At 72.0% G+C, this 17120-nt stretch carries 16 protein-coding genes and 3 pseudogenes; 10 read left to right on the top strand and 9 right to left on the bottom strand.

Translation table 11 applies throughout. The features are described from left to right. Positions 1-81: 81 nt before the first annotated feature. The 3 genes from NQU54_RS28600 (at position 82) to NQU54_RS28610 (ending at position 4492) form a co-directional block, all read left to right on the top strand. Entirely contained in the window at positions 82-1983 is a 1902-nt protein-coding gene (locus tag NQU54_RS28600) for an IucA/IucC family protein (protein WP_257633584.1), read from the top strand. Then, complete coding sequence (locus NQU54_RS28605) at positions 1980-3206, top strand: type III PLP-dependent enzyme (protein WP_257633585.1); 1227 nt, start codon at positions 1980-1982, stop codon at positions 3204-3206. Before NQU54_RS28600 ends, NQU54_RS28605 begins: the two co-directional genes overlap by 4 nt. Positions 3207-3715: 509 nt before the next feature. Then, positions 3716-4492 carry a sulfite exporter TauE/SafE family protein gene (locus tag NQU54_RS28610; protein ID WP_257633586.1) on the top strand — a complete coding sequence of 259 codons (777 nt, stop codon included), beginning with the start codon at positions 3716-3718 and terminating at the stop codon, positions 4490-4492. Between the two features lie 9 nt (positions 4493-4501). Here NQU54_RS28610 and NQU54_RS28615 read toward each other — a convergent pair whose 3' ends face one another. The 3 genes from NQU54_RS28615 to NQU54_RS28625 are packed head-to-tail and all read right to left on the bottom strand — an operon-like array spanning position 4502 to position 6262. Continuing rightward, the gene (locus NQU54_RS28615; RefSeq protein ID WP_257633587.1) at positions 4502-5230 is read right to left on the bottom strand and encodes a type 1 glutamine amidotransferase; all 729 of its coding nucleotides are present in this window, start codon (positions 5228-5230) and stop codon (positions 4502-4504) included. Further along, positions 5227-5436 (bottom strand): DUF397 domain-containing protein, encoded by a 210-nt coding sequence (locus NQU54_RS28620; RefSeq protein ID WP_257633588.1) that lies wholly within the window; start codon positions 5434-5436, stop codon positions 5227-5229. The genes NQU54_RS28615 and NQU54_RS28620 overlap by 4 nt, the downstream gene beginning before the upstream one ends. Further along, the gene (locus NQU54_RS28625) at positions 5396-6262 is read right to left on the bottom strand and encodes a helix-turn-helix domain-containing protein (protein WP_257633589.1); all 867 of its coding nucleotides are present in this window, start codon (positions 6260-6262) and stop codon (positions 5396-5398) included. Before NQU54_RS28625 ends, NQU54_RS28620 begins: the two co-directional genes overlap by 41 nt. A gap of 153 nt (positions 6263-6415) precedes the next feature. Between NQU54_RS28625 and NQU54_RS28630 the strand changes: the two genes are divergently transcribed. Then, positions 6416-6574 carry a hypothetical protein gene (locus NQU54_RS28630; protein WP_257633590.1) on the top strand — a complete coding sequence of 53 codons (159 nt, stop codon included), beginning with the start codon at positions 6416-6418 and terminating at the stop codon, positions 6572-6574. Positions 6575-6913: 339 nt separating this feature from the next. Then, on the top strand, positions 6914-7660 hold the full coding sequence (locus tag NQU54_RS28635; RefSeq protein ID WP_257633591.1) for an SAM-dependent methyltransferase: 747 nt from the start codon (positions 6914-6916) through the stop codon (positions 7658-7660). 19 nt (positions 7661-7679) lie between these two features. Here the strand turns inward: NQU54_RS28635 and NQU54_RS28640 are convergent, their stop codons facing one another. Then, the gene (locus NQU54_RS28640; protein WP_257633592.1) at positions 7680-8024 is read right to left on the bottom strand and encodes a helix-turn-helix domain-containing protein; all 345 of its coding nucleotides are present in this window, start codon (positions 8022-8024) and stop codon (positions 7680-7682) included. 98 nt (positions 8025-8122) lie between these two features. Between NQU54_RS28640 and NQU54_RS28645 the strand changes: the two genes are divergently transcribed. Further along, complete coding sequence (locus NQU54_RS28645) at positions 8123-8662, top strand: NUDIX hydrolase (protein ID WP_372506065.1); 540 nt, start codon at positions 8123-8125, stop codon at positions 8660-8662. Positions 8663-8774: 112 nt separating this feature from the next. After that, positions 8775-9368, top strand: coding sequence for a TetR/AcrR family transcriptional regulator (locus NQU54_RS28650; protein ID WP_257633593.1), 594 nt, complete (start codon positions 8775-8777; stop codon positions 9366-9368). Positions 9369-9373: 5 nt separating this feature from the next. Here NQU54_RS28650 and NQU54_RS28655 read toward each other — a convergent pair whose 3' ends face one another. Continuing rightward, a complete protein-coding gene (locus tag NQU54_RS28655; RefSeq protein WP_257633594.1) occupies positions 9374-10303 on the bottom strand; it encodes a GNAT family N-acetyltransferase in 930 nt (309 codons plus the stop codon). A gap of 148 nt (positions 10304-10451) precedes the next feature. Between NQU54_RS28655 and NQU54_RS28660 the strand changes: the two are divergent. Then, positions 10452-10820, top strand: a pseudogene (locus NQU54_RS28660) (GntR family transcriptional regulator); the annotation flags it as partial. A 121-nt stretch (positions 10821-10941) separates the two neighbouring features. Continuing rightward, positions 10942-11730, top strand: a complete 789-nt coding sequence (gene ddaH / locus NQU54_RS28665; RefSeq protein ID WP_257633609.1) for a dimethylargininase — start codon at positions 10942-10944, stop codon at positions 11728-11730. 273 nt (positions 11731-12003) lie between these two features. Here ddaH and NQU54_RS28670 read toward each other — a convergent pair whose 3' ends face one another. Beyond that, a complete protein-coding gene (locus tag NQU54_RS28670; protein ID WP_257633610.1) occupies positions 12004-13116 on the bottom strand; it encodes a DUF5925 domain-containing protein in 1113 nt (370 codons plus the stop codon). A gap of 247 nt (positions 13117-13363) precedes the next feature. Here NQU54_RS28670 and NQU54_RS28675 point away from each other — a divergent pair. Then, positions 13364-14697, top strand: a pseudogene (locus tag NQU54_RS28675) (xylan 1,4-beta-xylosidase). A gap of 20 nt (positions 14698-14717) precedes the next feature. On the opposite strand, the pseudogene NQU54_RS28680 reads toward NQU54_RS28675, so the two are convergent. The 3 genes and pseudogenes from NQU54_RS28680 to NQU54_RS28690 all read right to left on the bottom strand — a co-directional run. After that, positions 14718-15254: pseudogene (locus NQU54_RS28680) on the bottom strand (lipopolysaccharide biosynthesis protein); the annotation flags it as partial. Between the two features lie 163 nt (positions 15255-15417). Continuing rightward, positions 15418-16521 carry a GNAT family N-acetyltransferase gene (locus tag NQU54_RS28685; protein ID WP_257633595.1) on the bottom strand — a complete coding sequence of 368 codons (1104 nt, stop codon included), beginning with the start codon at positions 16519-16521 and terminating at the stop codon, positions 15418-15420. Next, a complete protein-coding gene (locus NQU54_RS28690; protein ID WP_257633596.1) occupies positions 16521-16874 on the bottom strand; it encodes a hypothetical protein in 354 nt (117 codons plus the stop codon). Before NQU54_RS28690 ends, NQU54_RS28685 begins: the two co-directional genes overlap by 1 nt. Between the last annotated feature and the right edge of the window lie 246 nt (positions 16875-17120).

Consider the following 17120-nt stretch of genomic DNA (forward strand, 5'->3'; position numbering starts at 1 on the left):
CCCCTTACCCCCGAACCCCGTCCGCACCGCCTCCCGTACCTCCCTCGTACCGCTCTCCTCCGCACTCGTTGGAGCCGCCTCATGCCCATGACCTCCTCGCCCGCCGCGACCATGGCCTCGGCCGACCACGCCACCGCCCACACCCTCCTCAACTGTCTGCTCCGTGAGGTGTCGGGGCCGGAGCGCCAGAGCGTCGTGGCCGATGGGTGGCTGCGGCTGAGGCTGCCGCGCTGTGGGGTGCTGCTGCGCGTCGGGCTGCGGCGCGCCTCCCTCATCGGGGCGCACCGCTTCACCGGGCCGGTCAGCGAACAGCGCGACGGCGCCTGGGCCGAGGTCTCCTGGCGTGAGCTGGCCGAGTGCGTCCAACGGGAGCTCCAACTGCGTACGGGGGTGCGGAACGACGAATTCCTGGACCAGGTCGCCTCCAGCCACGCGGGCATGACGGCGGCCTTGGAAGCCAGGGGAGAGCGGAGCGCGCCACCTGCCGCTGCCGATACGACCGCCCATGACGCTTATCTCGCCTCCGAGCAGTCCCTGCTCTTCGGCCACCGCTTCCACCCCACCCCCAAGGCCCGCACCGGCAGCGCCGACTCCTGGTCGCGGTTCGCGCCCGAGGCCGGGGCACGCTTTCCGCTGCGCCATCTCGCCGTACGCCAGGAGTACGTCCGCGAGGAGTCCGCGCGTCCCGGGGCGCTCGCCGCGCTCGACCGGCAGGGCGGACAGCGCGGGGAGGACGGGCAGGGCGCCGTCCCCGAGGGCTTCCGGCTGTTGCCCGCGCACCCCTGGCAGTACGCGATGCTGCGCGAGCACCGGGTGCTGCGGGCGGCGCTCGCCCGGGGCGAGGTGCTGGACCTCGGGCCCGGGGGCGCGGAGTTCGCGCCGACCGCGTCGGTCCGCACGCTCTACGACGGCCGGGACTTCCTCAAGTTCAGCCTGAATGTGCGGATCACCAACTGCCTGCGCAAGAACGCCGACTACGAACTGTCCGGCGCCGTCGCCCTGACCCGGCTGCTGGAGCCGGTCGCCGCCGATCTCGCCGCCCGCTTCCCCGGCTGTGAGCTGCTGCGCGAACCCGCGTACCGGACGCTGGACCTCGGCGGTGAGCGGCAGTTGATCGAGGGGTTCGGGGTGATCGTCCGCGAGGGTCTTGCCGCCCGGCTGCGGCCGGGGCTGACCGCGCTGCTCGCGGCGGCCGTCGCCGATGAGTACCCGACCAGCGGCGCCCAGATCTCCCGGCTCCTCCCCGACGTCGGCCCCGACCGGCTCTCCGCGTGGTGGCAGGCGTATCTGGATCTGCTCGTACCGCCCGTGCTGGCCGCCTACTTCGACCACGGCGTGGTTCTCGAACCCCACCTCCAGAACGTCGTCATCGGCGTCGATCCCGCCGACGGCACCCCGCGGCAGGTGCTCTTCCGCGATCTGGAGGGCACCAAGCTGGTGCCCGAGCACCACGCCGCCGCGCTCGCCGCGCTGCCCGAGGCCGTGGCCCGCCCGCTGACGTACGAGCGGGAGCGCGGCTGGGACCGGGTGGTGTACTGCCTGCTGGTCAACCACGTCGCCGAGATGGTGGCCGCCCTCGCCGACCGCTGCCCGGGTCTGGAGCCCGCGCTGTGGTCGGCGGTCCGCCGGGTGCTGTGCGAGCGCTCCGCGGCCCATGACCACCCGCCCGCGCTGCGCGCGCTCGTGGCGGGCGTGCCGCTGCCCGCGAAGGCCAACCTCCTCACCCGCTGGGCCCGTCGGGCCGACCGCCACGCGGGCTATGTCCGCATCGCCAGCCCCCTCGCCTCCGAGCTGTTGTCGGAGGCGGCCCACGTGTCGGAGGCGGCGCATGTGCCCGGGGCGGGGTGCGTGTCAGAGGCGGCGCATGTGTCCGGGGCGGGGCACGTCTCCGAGGCAGCCCACGCGTGCGAGGCGGGGCACGGGCCCGAAGGGCCCCACGTATCCGAATCCGCCCATGTCATCCACCCCGGGAGCAGCCGTTGATCACCTCCGCCGTCCGTACCCTCGCCACGGAGCTCACCGGCGACGACCTTCCCGCCTACGTCTACGACCTGCCCGCGCTCCGCGCGCACGCGCGGGCCGTACGGGACGCGCTGCCGCCGGGCCTTGAGCTGTACTACGCCGCGAAGGCCAACCCGGCGCCGCCCGTCCTCCGGACCCTCGCCCCCCACGTCACCGGTTACGAGGTCGCCTCCGGCGGTGAGGTGGAGCATGTCCGCGCGGCCGTGCCCGGGGCGCCGCTGGCGTTCGGCGGGCCGGGCAAGACCGAGGGGGAGCTGCGGCGGGCGCTGACGCTGGGCGTGGAGCGGTTCCATGTGGAGAGCGAGCAGGAGCTGCGGCTGCTGGCCGGGGCGGCGGAGGACGCGGGGCTCGACGCCGTAGACGTCCTTCTGCGCGTGAATCTCCCTTTGGCCAGTGACGAGTTGGGCGGCGCCGCGCTCGCCATGGGCGGCCGCCCCAGCCCCTTCGGCCTCGACCCCGAGGCCGTGCAGCGGTGCCTCCCCCTGCTCTCCGGGGCGGGCTCACGCGGCCCCCTCCGGCTGCGCGGCATCCACGCCCATCTCGCCAGTGGCCTCGACGCCCCCGCCCAGCTCACCGTGGCCGCCGCGATCGCCGACTGGGCGCGGAAGCTGTCCGAACGCCATGGCCTGGACGAGCTCACCGAGGTGAACGTCGGCGGCGGGATGGGCGTGGACTACGCCCATCCCGACCGCCGCTTCGACTGGGCCGCCTACGGCAAGGGCATGGCGGACCTCGCCCTGCGCCACCCCGGCCGCACCCTGCGGATCGAGCCCGGCCGGGCGCTGACCGTCTACTGCGGCTGGTACGTCACCGAGGTGCTGGACATCAAGCACAGCGGCGGCGAGGCGTTCGCCGTGCTGCGCGGCGGCACCCACCACATCCGCACCCCCGCCACCAAACAGCACGACCAGCCCTTCCAGGTGCTGCCCATGGACACCACGGCCACCTGGACCCGGCCCTGGGCCCGCCCGGCCGTACGGGAGGAGCCGGTCACGCTGGTCGGCCAGCTGTGCACCCCCAAGGACGTCCTGGCCCGCCGGGTCCAGGTCCCGGAGCTACGGGCGGGGGACCGGGTCGCCTTCGCGATGGCGGGTGCGTACGCGTGGAACATCTCGCACCACGACTTCCTGATGCACCCCCGGCCGGGCTTCCACTACCTGGAGCGGCGCGCTCCTCCTCAGTGACTGGCCCGTGCTCCTCTTCGAGCCAATCCACCAGCTCCAGCAGCCCGCCCCGCGTTCGCCTTGTCACCATGTGTGCACCTTGGTGTCACAGGCGGTGCTCCCTTCGCCCCAGACCCCGCTCCTCAAACGCCGGAGGGGCTGAAAGGCGGGGCTTCGCCCCAGACCCCGCTCCTCAAACGCCGGAGGGGCTGAAAGGCGGGGCTCTGCCCCAGGCCCCGCTCCTCAGGCGCCGGAGGGGCTGGAAGGTGGGGCTCCGCCCCAGGCCCCGGGTCCAGGGGCGAAGCCCCTGCCACGCGGCGGAGCCGCATAGCGATGCTGCGGGAAGGGGCCGCCCACAGGTAGTGATCGCTGAGAGCGGCTACGCTGGGTCGGCGTCACGCTCGACACCGAGCCGCTCCACCCCAGACCCCGGGGTCCAGGGGCGAAGCCCTTGGTAGCGGGAAGGGGCGGGGAGGGGAAAAGATCCGCTCGCTCCGGGGGGTTGCGGGGGCCTGGAATGATTCCATGGCATGTACACCGTTACCCTCTGGGAGTTCGCCGCGCTCGCGGTGGCATCCATACTCGTCGGCTTCTCGAAGTCCGCCGTCAGCGGCGCCAATACCGTCAGCCTCGCGATCTTCGCGGCGGTGCTTCCGGCCCGGGAGTCCACCGGTGTGCTGCTGCCCCTGCTGATCGTCGGCGATGTGCTCGCCGTACGCACCTACCGGCGGCATGCCCACTGGGGGACCCTGCTGCGGCTGTTCCCCACCGTCGCGGCCGGGGTCGTGGTGGGCGCGGTGTTCATGCTGTGGGCCGGGGACGCGGAGGTGCGGACCTCCATCGGGGCGATCCTGCTGCTGATGGCCGGGGTCACGGTGTGGCGGCGCCGTGCGGCCGCCCGTGCGGCCGCCCCCGAGGGCCCGGCCGCCGATACCGCCGACGACGGGGCGGGCGCACGGCTGAAGGCCGGTTCGTACGGGGTGCTCGGTGGCTTCACCACGATGGTGGCCAACGCGGGCGGCCCCGTGATGTCGCTCTACCTGCTCTCCGCCGGCTTCCGGAAGCTGGGCTTCCTTGGCACCTCGGCTTGGTTCTTCCTGATCGTCAACGTCGCCAAGGTGCCCTTCAGCGTCGGCCTCGGCCTGATCGACGGCCGCTCCCTGCTCCTGGACGCGCTGCTGGCGCTCTTCGTGGTGCCCGGTGCGTACATCGGCAAGGCGTGCGTGGACCGGATCAACCAGCGGCTCTTTGAGCAACTGGTGATCGGGGCCACGGTCCTGGGCGGACTTCAACTGCTGCTGCGCTGAACTACGGAGCTACGAGGCCCGGGTCGGCGGTGCGTCCGCGGCCCGGCGGACCACATCGGCGAAGTTCGCCGCCAGCCGCCGCGCCGTACGCACGGACTCCGGCTCGACCCGCTCGGCGTCGGCCCGGAGCGCGCGCAGGTCCAGGCCCGCGTCGGCCAGGGCGGCTTCGTCCCAGCCGTCGAGGCGGTCCGCCCCGGCCTCCGGATGAAACTGCACGCCCCAGGCCCGCTCACCCATCCGGAACGCCTGCACCGGACAGGCGTCGCTCGACGCGAGCCAGACGGCGCCAGGGGGAAGCGCGGTGATCTGGTCACGATGGTTCTGGATGGCGCGAAACTCACGCGGAACCCCGGCGAACAGCGCATCGGCGTCGGCCTCGGGCCGCAACCGGACCGCACACGAGCCCCGCTCGGGCCGACCGTGATCGCCGAGCACGGTCCCTCCCGCCGCGACGGCGAGCACCTGGGCCCCCAGACAGATCCCCAGCAACGGGACCGCCTCGGCGACGGCACGCCTGGCGAGTTCCCGTTCGGCCGGTAGCCAGGGCGCGTACGCGTCGGCATCGGGCAGGAAGCCACCGCCGAGCAGGACCACCGCGTCGAAGCCCTCCGGGGACGCGGGGGCCGACGCGCCGTCCGTTTCGACGACCGTCAGCCCCATCTCCTCCCACCACGGCCGAAACCGCCCCGGCCCACTGCGGTCCGCGTTGCGGACGACGAGGAGGCGAAGCGACTTCACATCCCTGCCTGGTTCTTCAGGCTCGCTATGAAGGTGCTCCACGCATCGTTCTGGAATATGAGGACGGGGCCTTCGGGGTTCTTGGAGTCGCGGACAGGGACGATGCCGGGGAGGTTGTCGGCGACCTCGACGCACATCCCTCCGTCGTTGTTGCTGTAGCTGCTCTTACGCCAGGCGGTGGTGCTCAGGTTTGGTGTCGTCGCCATGAGTCCAGTCCTTCATCGCAGCTCGGATCATCGCCTCGGAGTCACGGGGCGAGAGGGCCATGGCCCGTAGCAGATCGTAGTTCTTCCGGAGCTTCGCAACTACGTCCTTATCTTCGATGATCGTCCCGAAGTGACTGCCTTCCTTGTAGGCCAGCATCGGCCCGTCCGGCAGCGTGTAGAGCGTGAGGGAATTGCCCGCTTCCACATGATGGCCCGCACTGAACGGCAGGACCTGAAGGGTCACGAACGGATGCGTCCCGCGCTCAAGCAGGGACTCCATCTGGCGCTGCATCACCTCCGGTCCTCCCGCCGGGCGGCGCAACGCCGCTTCATCCACGATGAACCAGCACTCCGGCGGATGAGGCTGATTCAATCGTGCCTGCCGGTCGAGGCGAGCCTTGACCAACGCCTCGATTTCCGCGTCCGGAGCGTGGCGGTGTCCGATCCGCAGCGACTCCCTCGCGAGTTCGGCGGTCTGGAGTAGCCCAGGGATGGTGACGCACGTGTACTCCTCGACCACGATCGCCCGGCTATCCACCTCAGCAACTCGTCGGTACTTCCCCGGGAACGGCTCATTCTTCGCCAGCGCATAGATGCGCGCGAACATCCCATCCGTCCCAAAGCACGCGTCCAACTTCGCCGGAAGGTCGTCGTACGGCAGGGACTCCGCCGCCTCGATCCGTGCCAGATGCGATTTGCTGTAGTTCAGCACCTCGGACAGTCGCCGTAACGACATGTCCGCCTTCTCTCGGTGGCGGCGGATCTCCGCGCCGAAGAGGTCGCGTGCCGAGCGGTCGGGAAACAGTTCGCGTGGCTGGAACGTCATGGTGCATCCCCTCTAGTCCCGCGATCTTGGCTGGGACGTATCGCCTCTTTCCAGCCTACGTGCCGGACGGCAACGCTGTGTGCACACAACGTAATTAGCCGACCGGAAAGACAGGTCAACGTGTTCTCACACACCGAATCCACCGCTCCACGGATGACGATGCGCGTCTACCGCGTCTCGCCGGACGGCGCGGTGGTCACGCAGGAGCTCGGCAGGGTGGTCGTCGTGGTCAAGGACAAGCTCGAACCCCTGCGGTCCAGCCAGTACCCGCCCTGCCGCTGCCCCTGCCACCGCCAGGGCGCGGACCTGTGACGCAGCCGCGTCACGCCCCCAGGCCCACGCTTGCCGAGGCCGCAGCCCGTGCCGAGGCCGAGGCCAGCGCCAGCCTGAGCACATCGGACGTCCTGGCCGCGATCGCGGAGGCACGGGCGGGGCGTTGGCGATGGCTGAGAGTTATCGAAGCTCCGGGGCCGGGCCACAGCTCGCGCGTATGACCAGCTCCGTAGGGATCGTCACCCGCACCCCCGGCTCGAGGGTGCGCTCCTTACGGTTCGCATAGACATATGGCCCGTCAAGGGCGTTCGGCCGCTGTCGGCAGCCCTTCAGGGAAAGCAGATGCGGTGAGGAGCCGGGCCTTGCCAAGCTGGGCGGATGGACCGTCAACGCAGATCCCAGCTCGCGCACGCCGACCACCCGATCGCCGCCCCGCTCGCCGATGACTCGGTGGCAAGGCTGCTCGACCGGGCCGTGGCGGACGAGGCCGACCGCGCCCTCGACCTCGGCTGTGGCGGCGGCGCATGGCTGCGGCGGCTGCTGGTCCGTAATCCGTCGATGCGCGCCGAGGGGGTGGACATCCATGCCGCGGCCCTGGAGCAGGCGCGCGAGGGCGCCGAGAAGGACGGGGTCGCGGACCGGCTGGTCCTCCATGAGATGGACGCCGCCGCCTTCGCCTCGGCGCACCGCTTCGACGTGGTGCTGAGCGTCGGCGCCGCGCACGCCTTCGGCGGGCTGCTGCCCACCCTCACCGCGGCGCGCGAACTCCTCGCCCCGGGCGGCCACCTCGTCGTCGGCGACGGCTTCTGGGAGCGCGAACCCGACGCCGCCGCCCTCTCGTCGCTGGGCGCCACCTGGGACGACTACGCGGATCTCCCGACCACCGTGGACCGGGTCGTCGCCGAGGGCTGGACGCCCGTCTACGGCCATGTCAGCACGGCCGGGGAGTGGGACGACTACGAGTGGTCATGGACCGGCTCGCTGTCCCGCTGGGCCCTGGACCACCGCGAGGAACCCGACGCCCTGGACACGTACAAGGCCGCCGCCGAACACCGCTCCGAGTGGCTGAACGGCTACCGCGGCACCCTCGGCTTCGTCACCCTCGTACTGCGCCGAAGCCCTTGACCACCACGGCGATGCCGGCCTAGGCGGCTTCGTGGGCGGTTAGCGTCACATGCGTATCGGCCTCGTCGATCGCGATGTTCAAAGACGCGTTCAGCCCCTTGGCCAGCTTCGCGAGAAGGGGCAGCGTGGGCACGCTGTCGGAACCCTCGATCCGGGAGATCTTGGCCTGGGTCAACCCGGTCCGGGCGGCCAACTCGGTCTGGGACAACCCCAGCTCCGTACGGCGGTCGTAGACGACCTTGGCCAGCGCCATGGACAGGCGGTGCTCCTGGCGCTCCTGCTCGACCTCGGCGGCCTCCTGGTACCCCTCGGCGAGCTTGCGCTCGCTCGCCCGCTTCCAGCGGCTGTGCAAGGCGTCGTTCATGTCGTGCGCGATATTCGCGATATGTGCGACGAGGGGTGCGTCGAGCGGTGCTCATCCGCGAGAGGGGCGCTGTCAGTGGGGGGTGCGAGCATCGGGGTATGTGTGCCGATGCCTCGACCATTGATCGCTCGGACGCCGCCGCCCGGCGCCATGCCGAGATTGTCGATGTCCATCTGATCCTGCGCCGCGGCGCCGACGTCCTCCTCGCTCGGCGTGCGAACACGGGCTATGCCGATGGGCTGCTCCACGCCCCGTCCGGGCATGTCGAGGACGGTGAGGACGTCCGTGCCGCGCTGCTTCGCGAGACGGCCGAGGAGATCGGGCTCAGCCTCGCCCCGGACGAGGTGCGGGTCGTCCTCGTGCTTCAGCACAAGGCGCCGACCGGGGCGGCCCGGACGGGGTGGTTCTTCGAGGCGGAGGTGGGGGAGGGCGGGCCCGAGCCCGTCAATCGGGAGCCGGAGAAGTGCTCCGAGCTCGGCTGGTTCCCGCTGGACGCGCTGCCGGACGACATGGTGGCGTACTGCCGCGCGGGCCTCGACGCGTATCGCGCGGGCCACCGCTTCGCCCTCCACTGGCATGAGCCGGACGACCCCATCGCCCACGCCCCGGGGGGACCCAGCCGCCTGAGCCCGCTCTGACTCGGCTCCGACCCGGCTCTGATGTCGCTCCGACCTCGCTCCGACCTCGCGCGTCAGGGATTACGGGACGTTGTTCCGTTTAGTTAGACTCGGCCGCGAAGGGAAGGGTGCGGTGAACGACAACGATCAGGACGCGGGACGCGCGGCGGCCCGGCCCAAGCGGGCGGATGCGCGGCGCAATGAGAAGGCCCTGCTCGAAGCGGCCGCCGCGGTCTTCGTCAGCTCGGGCGTGGAAGCGCCGATACGCGATATCGCGGCCAAGGCGGGCGTCGGCACGGCCACGATCTACCGCCACTTCCCGACCCGAGCGGATCTCATCGTCGCCGTCTACCGGCACCAGGTCGAGGCGCTGGCCGAGGCCGGTCCCGCCCTGCTGGCGAGCGGCGAGACCCCGCACGCCGCGCTGGGCCGGTGGGCCGACCTCTTTGTCGACTTCCTGGTCACCAAGCACGGCCTCGCCGCCGTGCTCCAGTCCGACGACTCCTGCTTCGACCCCCTCCACTCGTACTTTCTCGACCGGCTCCTGCCCGTGTGCACCCAGCTGCTGGACGCCGCGGTCGCCTCGGGCGAGATCCGCCCCGGGCAGGACGCCTACGAGCTCATGCGCGGCGTCGGCAGCCTCTGCGCGGGCGCCGGCAGCAACCTTCGCTACGACGCCCGCCACCTGGTCGGGCTCCTCATCGCGGGGCTGGGCAGAGCGCGCTGAGGAGGTTACGCCGAGAGCTCCCGGACGTAGCGCCACTCCGTGGCCGCCGGTTCGTAGCCGAACCACTTGTTGACCGCCAGCATCGGGCCGTTGTCCCCGTCGTTGCCGGTGAACGCCTCCCGGCAGCCCGCCGACCGGGCGCGGTGCAGCGAGTCGTTCTTGGTCAGCTTGGCCAGACCGCGGCCCCGGAAGGCGCGGAGGGTGCCGGTCATACCCGACCAGTAGCGGCCCCGGCCGTCGGTGTGGGCCACGCTGTAGGAGGCCACGATGCCGTCCACCACCGCCACCGACGTCAGCTCGCGGTCGAGCGCGGGGTGCCCCCAGCTGAGGGCCAGCCACTCGGCGTACGGCAGCCGGGTCGTGTCCACATCGCCCGGCTCGTCCTCCGTGCACTCCGCGTCCGCCTCGTACAGCGGACGCGGATCGTCCGCGAAGTCCGCCGCCGTGCGCAGCTCCACCCCGTCCGGCGCCCCGCCCGCGCCCAGTGGCGGCAGGTCGGCCGTGGTCAGGTCCAGCCGCTGGACCCGGGAGCAGCGGCTGCGGCGGTAGCCACGGCGTTCGGCGAAGGTCACCGACCCCGGCTCGTCCAGCGTCCAGGCGAAGACCTTCGCCGTGCCCAGCCCGGACAGATACTCCTCCGCGGCCGTCACCAGCGCCGAACCGGCGCCCCGCCCGCGCGCCCCCGCGTTCACCGTCGTATTGGCGAAGGCCAGCCCCGCCTCGCCGCTGTCGTGGAAGACGCCCATCTCGCACGCGCCCACCACCTGTCCGTCCGCCTCGGCGACCAGCAGCCGGTAGTGCTGTTCGACGGGTGCGTTCTCCGACTCCCAGACCACCGTCCGGGGCGTGGTCACCAGATAGGGGAAGGCGGCCTGCCGCGCCGCCGCGACGGCCTCCGCGTCGATGGCACGGAAATCGCGCACAGTCATGGTCATGGTTGCGCAGGCTACGGCCTGTCAGACCGCCCCGCCTCCCAATTTCCGCAGCTCGTGGGCCAGATCACCGGCGATGCGCTGCCCCTCGGCCTGGCACACAATGGGTGCCACAAACCACCATCCGCACACCCGCCCCAGGAGTTCCCACGTGGCCTTGCAGATCACCGTCGACCCGGACGCGGCGACCGCCCCCTTCGAGCAGATCCGCGCCCGGATCGCCGAACTGGCCCGCTCCGGCGTGCTTCCCGTGGGCTACAAACTGCCCACCGTACGCGGCTTCGCCGAGGAGCTGGGGCTGGCGGCGAACACCGTCGCCAAGGCGTACCGGGCCCTGGAGGCGGACGGTGTGATCGAGACCCGCGGCCGCCACGGCACCTTCATTGCGGCGGCGGGCGACGCGGCCCGGCGCCAGGCCGCCGAGGCGGCCCAGAGCTACGCCCAGCGGGCGCGGCGGCTGGGCCTGGACCGCGCGGCCGCCCTCGCCGCCGTCGAGGACGCCTTGCGGGCGGCCTACGGTGGCTCGGCTGACGACCCTGCCGCCGACTCTGCCGGTGACTCCGCCGATGGCTCGGCTGACGGCTCCGCGGGTGGCCCCGCCTGACATGCTGTCCCCCATGACCAGCGCGATGCCCAACCCGATGACCGGCGGCGCGACCAGCCGCAAAGCCCTTGTCCGGCGCCCCAGCCCGCGCCTCGCCGACGGGCTCGTCACCCATATCGACCGCACGCCGGTCGACGCCGCGCTGGCGCTGCGGCAGTGGGAGGTCTATGTGGTGGCGCTGCGCGCGCACGGCTGGGAGACGATCGAGCTGCCGCCGCTGGACGACTGCCCGGACGGGGTGTTCGTCGAGGACACGATGGTCGTCTACAAGAACGTCGCGGTGATCGCCCGCCCCGGCGCCGAGCCCCGCAGGGCCGAGACCGCGACCACGGAGGAGGCCGTCACCGGGCTCGGCTGCTCGCTGAACCGCATCCGCGAGCCCGGGACGCTCGACGGCGGGGACGTCCTGAAGATCGGCGACACCGTCTATGTGGGACGCGGCGGCCGCACCAACGGCGACGGCGTCCGCCAGCTGCGTGCCGCGCTGGAGCCGCTGGGCGCGCGGGTGGTGGCCGTACCGGTGAGCAAGGTGCTCCACCTGAAGTCGGCGGTCACCGCGCTGCCGGACGGCACCGTCATCGGCTACCCGCCGCTGGTGGACGACCCGGGCGCGTTCGACCGCTTCCTGCCCGTCCCCGAGGAGTCCGGCGCCCATGTGGTGCTGCTCGGCGGCGGCAAGCTGCTGATGGCGGCGAGCGCGCCGCGCACCGCCGAGCGGTTCGCGGATCTCGGCTATGAGCCGGTGCCGGTGGACATCAGCGAGTTCGAGAAGATGGAGGGCTGTGTGACCTGCCTGTCCGTACGGCTGCGGGAGCTGTACGGCTGACGGGTGGCTGCGGGAGCTGTACGGCTGACGTACGGCTGCGGTGCCGTAGGACTGGCGAGCGGCCTGCGGTGCCGTATGCCTGGCGAGCGGCTTGCGGTGCCGTACGGCTGGCGCGTGGGCTGCGGGAGCCGAACGGCGGGGCCGGGCGCCGACGGGCGTCAGGCCCCCGGCGCCCGTCGCACAGCGGCGCCCTGGGATCGTCCCGCACCGGCGCCCGGCGTCCGTCTCACGCCGGCGCCCGGGGACCGTCCCGCACCGGCCCCCGCGCCCGTCTCACAGATACAGCCCCGCGTTCGACTCCCCCGACTGCGACGGCACGGCGGCCGGCCGGGTGCCGCGCCGCAGCGCGTACAGCTCCGCGAGCGTGGCCCCGTCCCGCCCGATGACACCGTCCCGGTCGTCGACCTCCCCCCCCAGCCAGTTGACCGACTCCGCCCGCGTCAGCTTGCCGACCTCGATCCGGGCCAGGCACCGGCCGGGCCGGACCACCGCCGGATGCAGCCGCTCCAGGTCCTCGTTGGTGGTCACCCCGACCAGCACATTGCGCCCCTGGCCGAGCAGACCGTCCGTCAGGTTCAGCAGCCGGGACAGCGCCTGACCGGCGGTGTGCTTGGCCTCGCCGCGGATCAGCTCGTCGCAGTCCTCCAGGAGCAGCAGCCGCCAGCGTCCCTTGGCCGTGCCGTCCTCCTCGCCGATCGCGATGTCCATCAGATAGCCGACGTCGGTGAACAGCCGCTCCGGGTCCAGGACGCAGTCCACCTGGCACCAGTCCCGCCAGGACCGGGCCAGGGTGCGCAGCGCCGAGGTCTTGCCGGTGCCGGGCGGGCCGTGCAGCAGCAGGAGGCGGCCGGCGATGTCGTCCGGGGTGACCTTCATCAGCGTGTCCATGGCCTCGGCGACCGGCGCCGTGTAGTTGCCGCGGATCTCCTCCCACGTCCCGGCCGAGATCTGCCGCGTGGTGCGGTGCGGTCCGCGCCGCGGCGAGACGTACCAGAAGCCCATCGCCACGTTCTCCGGCTGGGGCTCGGGCTCGTCCTCCGCGCCGTCGACGGCCTGGTGCAGCACCTTCTCGGCCAGGGCGTCGTCGACGGCGGTCACGGTCACATCCGCCCCCCGGTTCCACCGGGAGATCAGCAGGGTCCAGCCGTCGCCCTCGGCGAGCGTCGCGCTGCGGTCGTCGTCACGGGCCGCGCGCAGCACGGTCGCGGACGGCGGCAGCAGTGTCGCGCCCGACCTCACCCGGTCGACGGAGTGGCTTCGGGCGTACGGTTGCTCGCCGGTCGCGAAGCGTCCCAGGAAGAGCGCGTCGACGACATCCGACGGCGAATCGCTGTCATCGACGTTCAGCCTGATGGGAAGGGACTTTTCGGCGGGTGTCGTAGGCAGGGTCTGCCTCCTGAGAACGGGGGGCCTGGTGGGTCGGTCAGCGCACCCGCCCCATGATCCAGGACGGGGGGCGAGGGCGCACCAAGGTTTGCGGCCGTTTACCGAGCTGTTCCAGGGAACCCCACCGGAATGGGGGCGTTCACGGATACTCTTACCCGTTGTGGGGCGTCAGGGAAGGGAACGGGGCGGGTTGGCCAGGTTATGGCAAAAGAGGCGTCGGCGGACCGGCGCGCCGCTCGGCGTCGGCATGGCCACGCCAGCGCTGCTGGCGACCACCTGCTCCGGGCCGTCCGGCGGGGGCGAGGGACGATCCGGCGGGGGCGAGGGCCCGCGGGGATCGGAGTCGGCGCGCGGCAAGGGCGGCGCCGGGGCCCCGGGCTGGGGATTCACCCATACCCAGTACAGCGCCGACCAGGGCACCGACAGCGGCCGCAAGGCGGCGGCCGCCCTGCTGTCCGGCCATCCGATGCCGCAGAACCAGCACATCATGGGCTGGGGCGCGGGCAACCCCGAGCCGTCCCCCGGCCACTACGACTTCTCGGACCTCGACCGCCGCGTGGCCCTGATGCGCAAGACCGGCACCGCGCCCGTGCTCACCCTGTGCTGCGCCCCCGACTGGATGAAGGGCGGCGAGCCGGGGCGCACGGACTGGTCCCGGAAGTCCCTGGAGACCGCGCCCACCCCCGAGCACTACAAGGACTTCGCCGCGCTCGCGGGCAAGATCGCCCGGCGCTATCCGCAGGTGCGCCACTTCATCGTCTGGAACGAGTTCAAGGGCTTCTACGACGACGACAAGAAGCGCTGGAACTACGTGGGCTACACCCGGCTCTACAACCTCGTCTACCGGGAGCCGAAGAAGCAGAACGCGAAGAACCAGGTCGGCGGCCCGTATGTGGTCGCCGACAGCGACGCCCCCGGCGAGGCCGACGGCCCCGCAGCGGTGAGCGGCCCCCGGGGCACCCTCGACCAGCGCTCCGCCGACGCGATCACGTACTGGAACGAACACAAGGCGGGCGCGGACTTCGCCGTCGTGGACGGCTCCAGCTACACCCGCGAGGGCGACCGGCTCATCCCGGACGCGTTCGGGGCCACCCGGAAGTTCCGGGACGTCACCCGCTGGCTGCGCAAGACCACCGGGCTGCCGGTGTGGTGGGCCGAGTGGTACGTCGAACCGGCCGACGGGGACGACGAGCGGGCGGGCTGGAGCGAGGAGCGCCGCACCGCCGCCCAGGCAAGCGCGATGATCCGGCTGGCCCAGGGGGCACCGCCGCGGCCTTCTACTGGAACCCGGAGACCATGGACGCCGACTGCCCCGGCTGTCTGTGGCGCCCCACCGAACTGGACGGCGGCGGCCGGGCGCTGCCCATGATGGGGCTGCTCGGCCGGTTCGCCCGGGAGTTCCCGCCCGGCACCGCCTTCCGCTCCGTGGACATCGCCGCCGACGACCGGCCCAACGTCCAGGTGCTCGCGGACGATGACGCGGTGCTGGTCGTCAACACCCTCGACCGGCCGATCAAGGCGAAGATCGACGGCCGGTCGTTCGGGATGGACGGCTACGAGGTGCGCTGGCTCAGGCGGTGATCCGGCAGTGGCACGGTGGTTCACGCCATCGTCACGAAGCGCTGCACCAGCGCGGCCACCACCACGATCAGCAGCGGCAGCGCGAACCAGAAGGAGCCTTGGAGCCAGTGCAGCCGCCGTACGCTCGGCCGCACCGCCACCCGCACCACCTCGCGCACCGCCGTGCAGCACCATCAACGCCACCGCCGCCAGCGCCCCCACCAGCGACCAGGGCGTCCAGGTGACCAGCGGACCGGCCGGGCCCGGAGCGGGCTCCGCCACCGGCCCGCGCGGCTGCCGCCTCAGCTCGTACAGCGCCGCGTCCTCGTTGCCGAACACCCGGCGCAGCTCGGCGCGCCGGTCCAGGGAGCGCCGCAGCAGCTCCTGCCAGTGCTCGTCGTAGCCGGAGTCAAGGGTGAGATAGGTGGACTGGCCGCGACCCACCATCAGATAGGAACGCGGCCCGGCCTCGCGCAACGCCGTGACCAGGCCATCGACCAGCACCGGATCGCGCGGGGCCAGGGTGGGCTCGTAGCGGACCGCTCCATGTCGCGGGCGCCCCACGGCATCGCGGGGGCGCTGCCGCGTTTCCCGTCCCCGGAACCATCGCGACGCTGTGAAGCCCCTCCCCTGGAGCCGCCTGTGATGATGTCCCGAACACGGGTGGAAGTGCGACGGTATTGACGTCGCGAACTCTATGGCAAGCCGATTGCGGCGCCACCCCCTTGGTATTTTTGTTCGTCAGCCTTGTGTGTTTCTTTCCCGAAGACCGCCCATACGCTTGAGCAGCCGGTCGGCCGGCCCGAAGAACTCCGGCCGGGAAACCACCGTATTGCGCAGCGCACGCACCGGAGCGCGCCGCGCGCTATGGCCGAGCGCCACCGGATGGCGGCGCGTCACCCACCCCTCCACCACGCTGAGATCGCGTGTTTTCAGGGAGTTCTTGTATTCCTTTTCACCGCGCCCGAGATCGAGATAGTCCACACCTTGCGCGGCGGCCCCCTCCGCCATGCGCAGATGCAGCACCAGACCGGGCGAGAATTTGGCGTAGGCCGGGTCGTAGGCCGGGAACCAGCAGGCGAGCACCCGCTCCGAACGCAGCCCGAAGTGCGCGGCCACCGGCCGCCCGCCCGCGTACAGCACCGACAGCAGCCCCTGGCAGGAAGCGCTCCGGGTGTGGAACAGCTGCTCCACCAGCCGGATGATCCATGGGCGGGCGAACCGGTCGCTGCGCCCCGTCCTGCGGTACTGCGCGGACTTCCAGCCGATCAGCCTGGACAGCACGGCCGGATCGCGCTCGTCGTGCACATAGCGCACCTCACCCGCGTCCCGGCCCAGTTTGCGCTCCTTGGCCAGCGTGGTGCGGGTGAACTTCGGCGAGCGGGCGCGCAGCCGGGTCAGATACGCCTCATAGCCGCGCTCCACGTCGATCACGGGGGAGGGGAAGGAACCCCGGGCCCCCACCTCGAACGGCTTCTGCCCCTCCACCAGATGGTCGAACTCCCAGACGGCGAGCCCGCATGCGCGCAGCAGCTCCCGGGCGTCCCACTGGAACCCGGGCCGGTGCACCAGGCCCTGGGCGTCCGAGAGGCCCAGACCGATCGCCCGCCCCACCCCGAGCCGGGTGCGCTGAAAGGGGAAGAAGGCCACCGGCTCCCCCTCCTCGCGGACCACCGCGATCCGCACCCCGCGTCTGCACCGGCCGACGGCGAGCGTGAACTCCGGTGACAGAAAGGGGTTCGCCAGCTCCGGCGCGCCCAGCAGATGCGCCTGTGACTGCATGGCCGTCCACACCGCCCGGTCGGCGCCGGTCAGCTCCCCCGGGCGGTATACGCCAATGTCCACTACGTCCAGTCCTGACTTTGTGTCATACATCGTCGTCGCGCGAGGCGGCCAAGCAGGCTCGGCAGCAGGATCAGCAGGCTCAGCCCCCCGACCGCCGCCACCCCGCCCCGCGCCGACCACAGCCGCAGCGCGAGCATCGCCTGCGCCACCAGGAGATTCAGCGCGAGCGCGCCCGCCACCGCCGGCACCGGGCGGATCAGTGCGTCGAGTCCGCGAAGCGCGCTGCCGATCGCCAGCGCGGGCGCCGCGAGCAGGAAGAAGAGCGTGAACGGCGCCCGCAGCGGCGAGTGGACGTCGGCCAGCGCGAGCGCGGCGCTGATGCCCGCGAGCCCGACCGCGGCGCCCACGATCACCGGCGGCCAATTCCCACCCGCCGGTCTGTTGTCAGTGATGGTACGCATTGGCGACTTTGCCCCCCGAAGCGCCGGATGCCGGGCTTCAATGTTGCGCAGTCGACGGATGCCGTCAAGGCGGAGAAAGTGTACGAAGATGGCATACGCGCTCGGTCGGTTGAGCGCTCATCAGGGCTGGTCGCGCTCCAAGCGCCGGTGGTGCGCCGGGGGCGTTCGGGCGTCGCGTGATGACTCATCCGGATTTCG

Origin of the sequence: Streptomyces malaysiensis subsp. samsunensis, assembly GCF_024519315.1 — a bacterium.
GTDB lineage: Bacteria > Actinomycetota > Actinomycetes > Streptomycetales > Streptomycetaceae > Streptomyces > Streptomyces malaysiensis.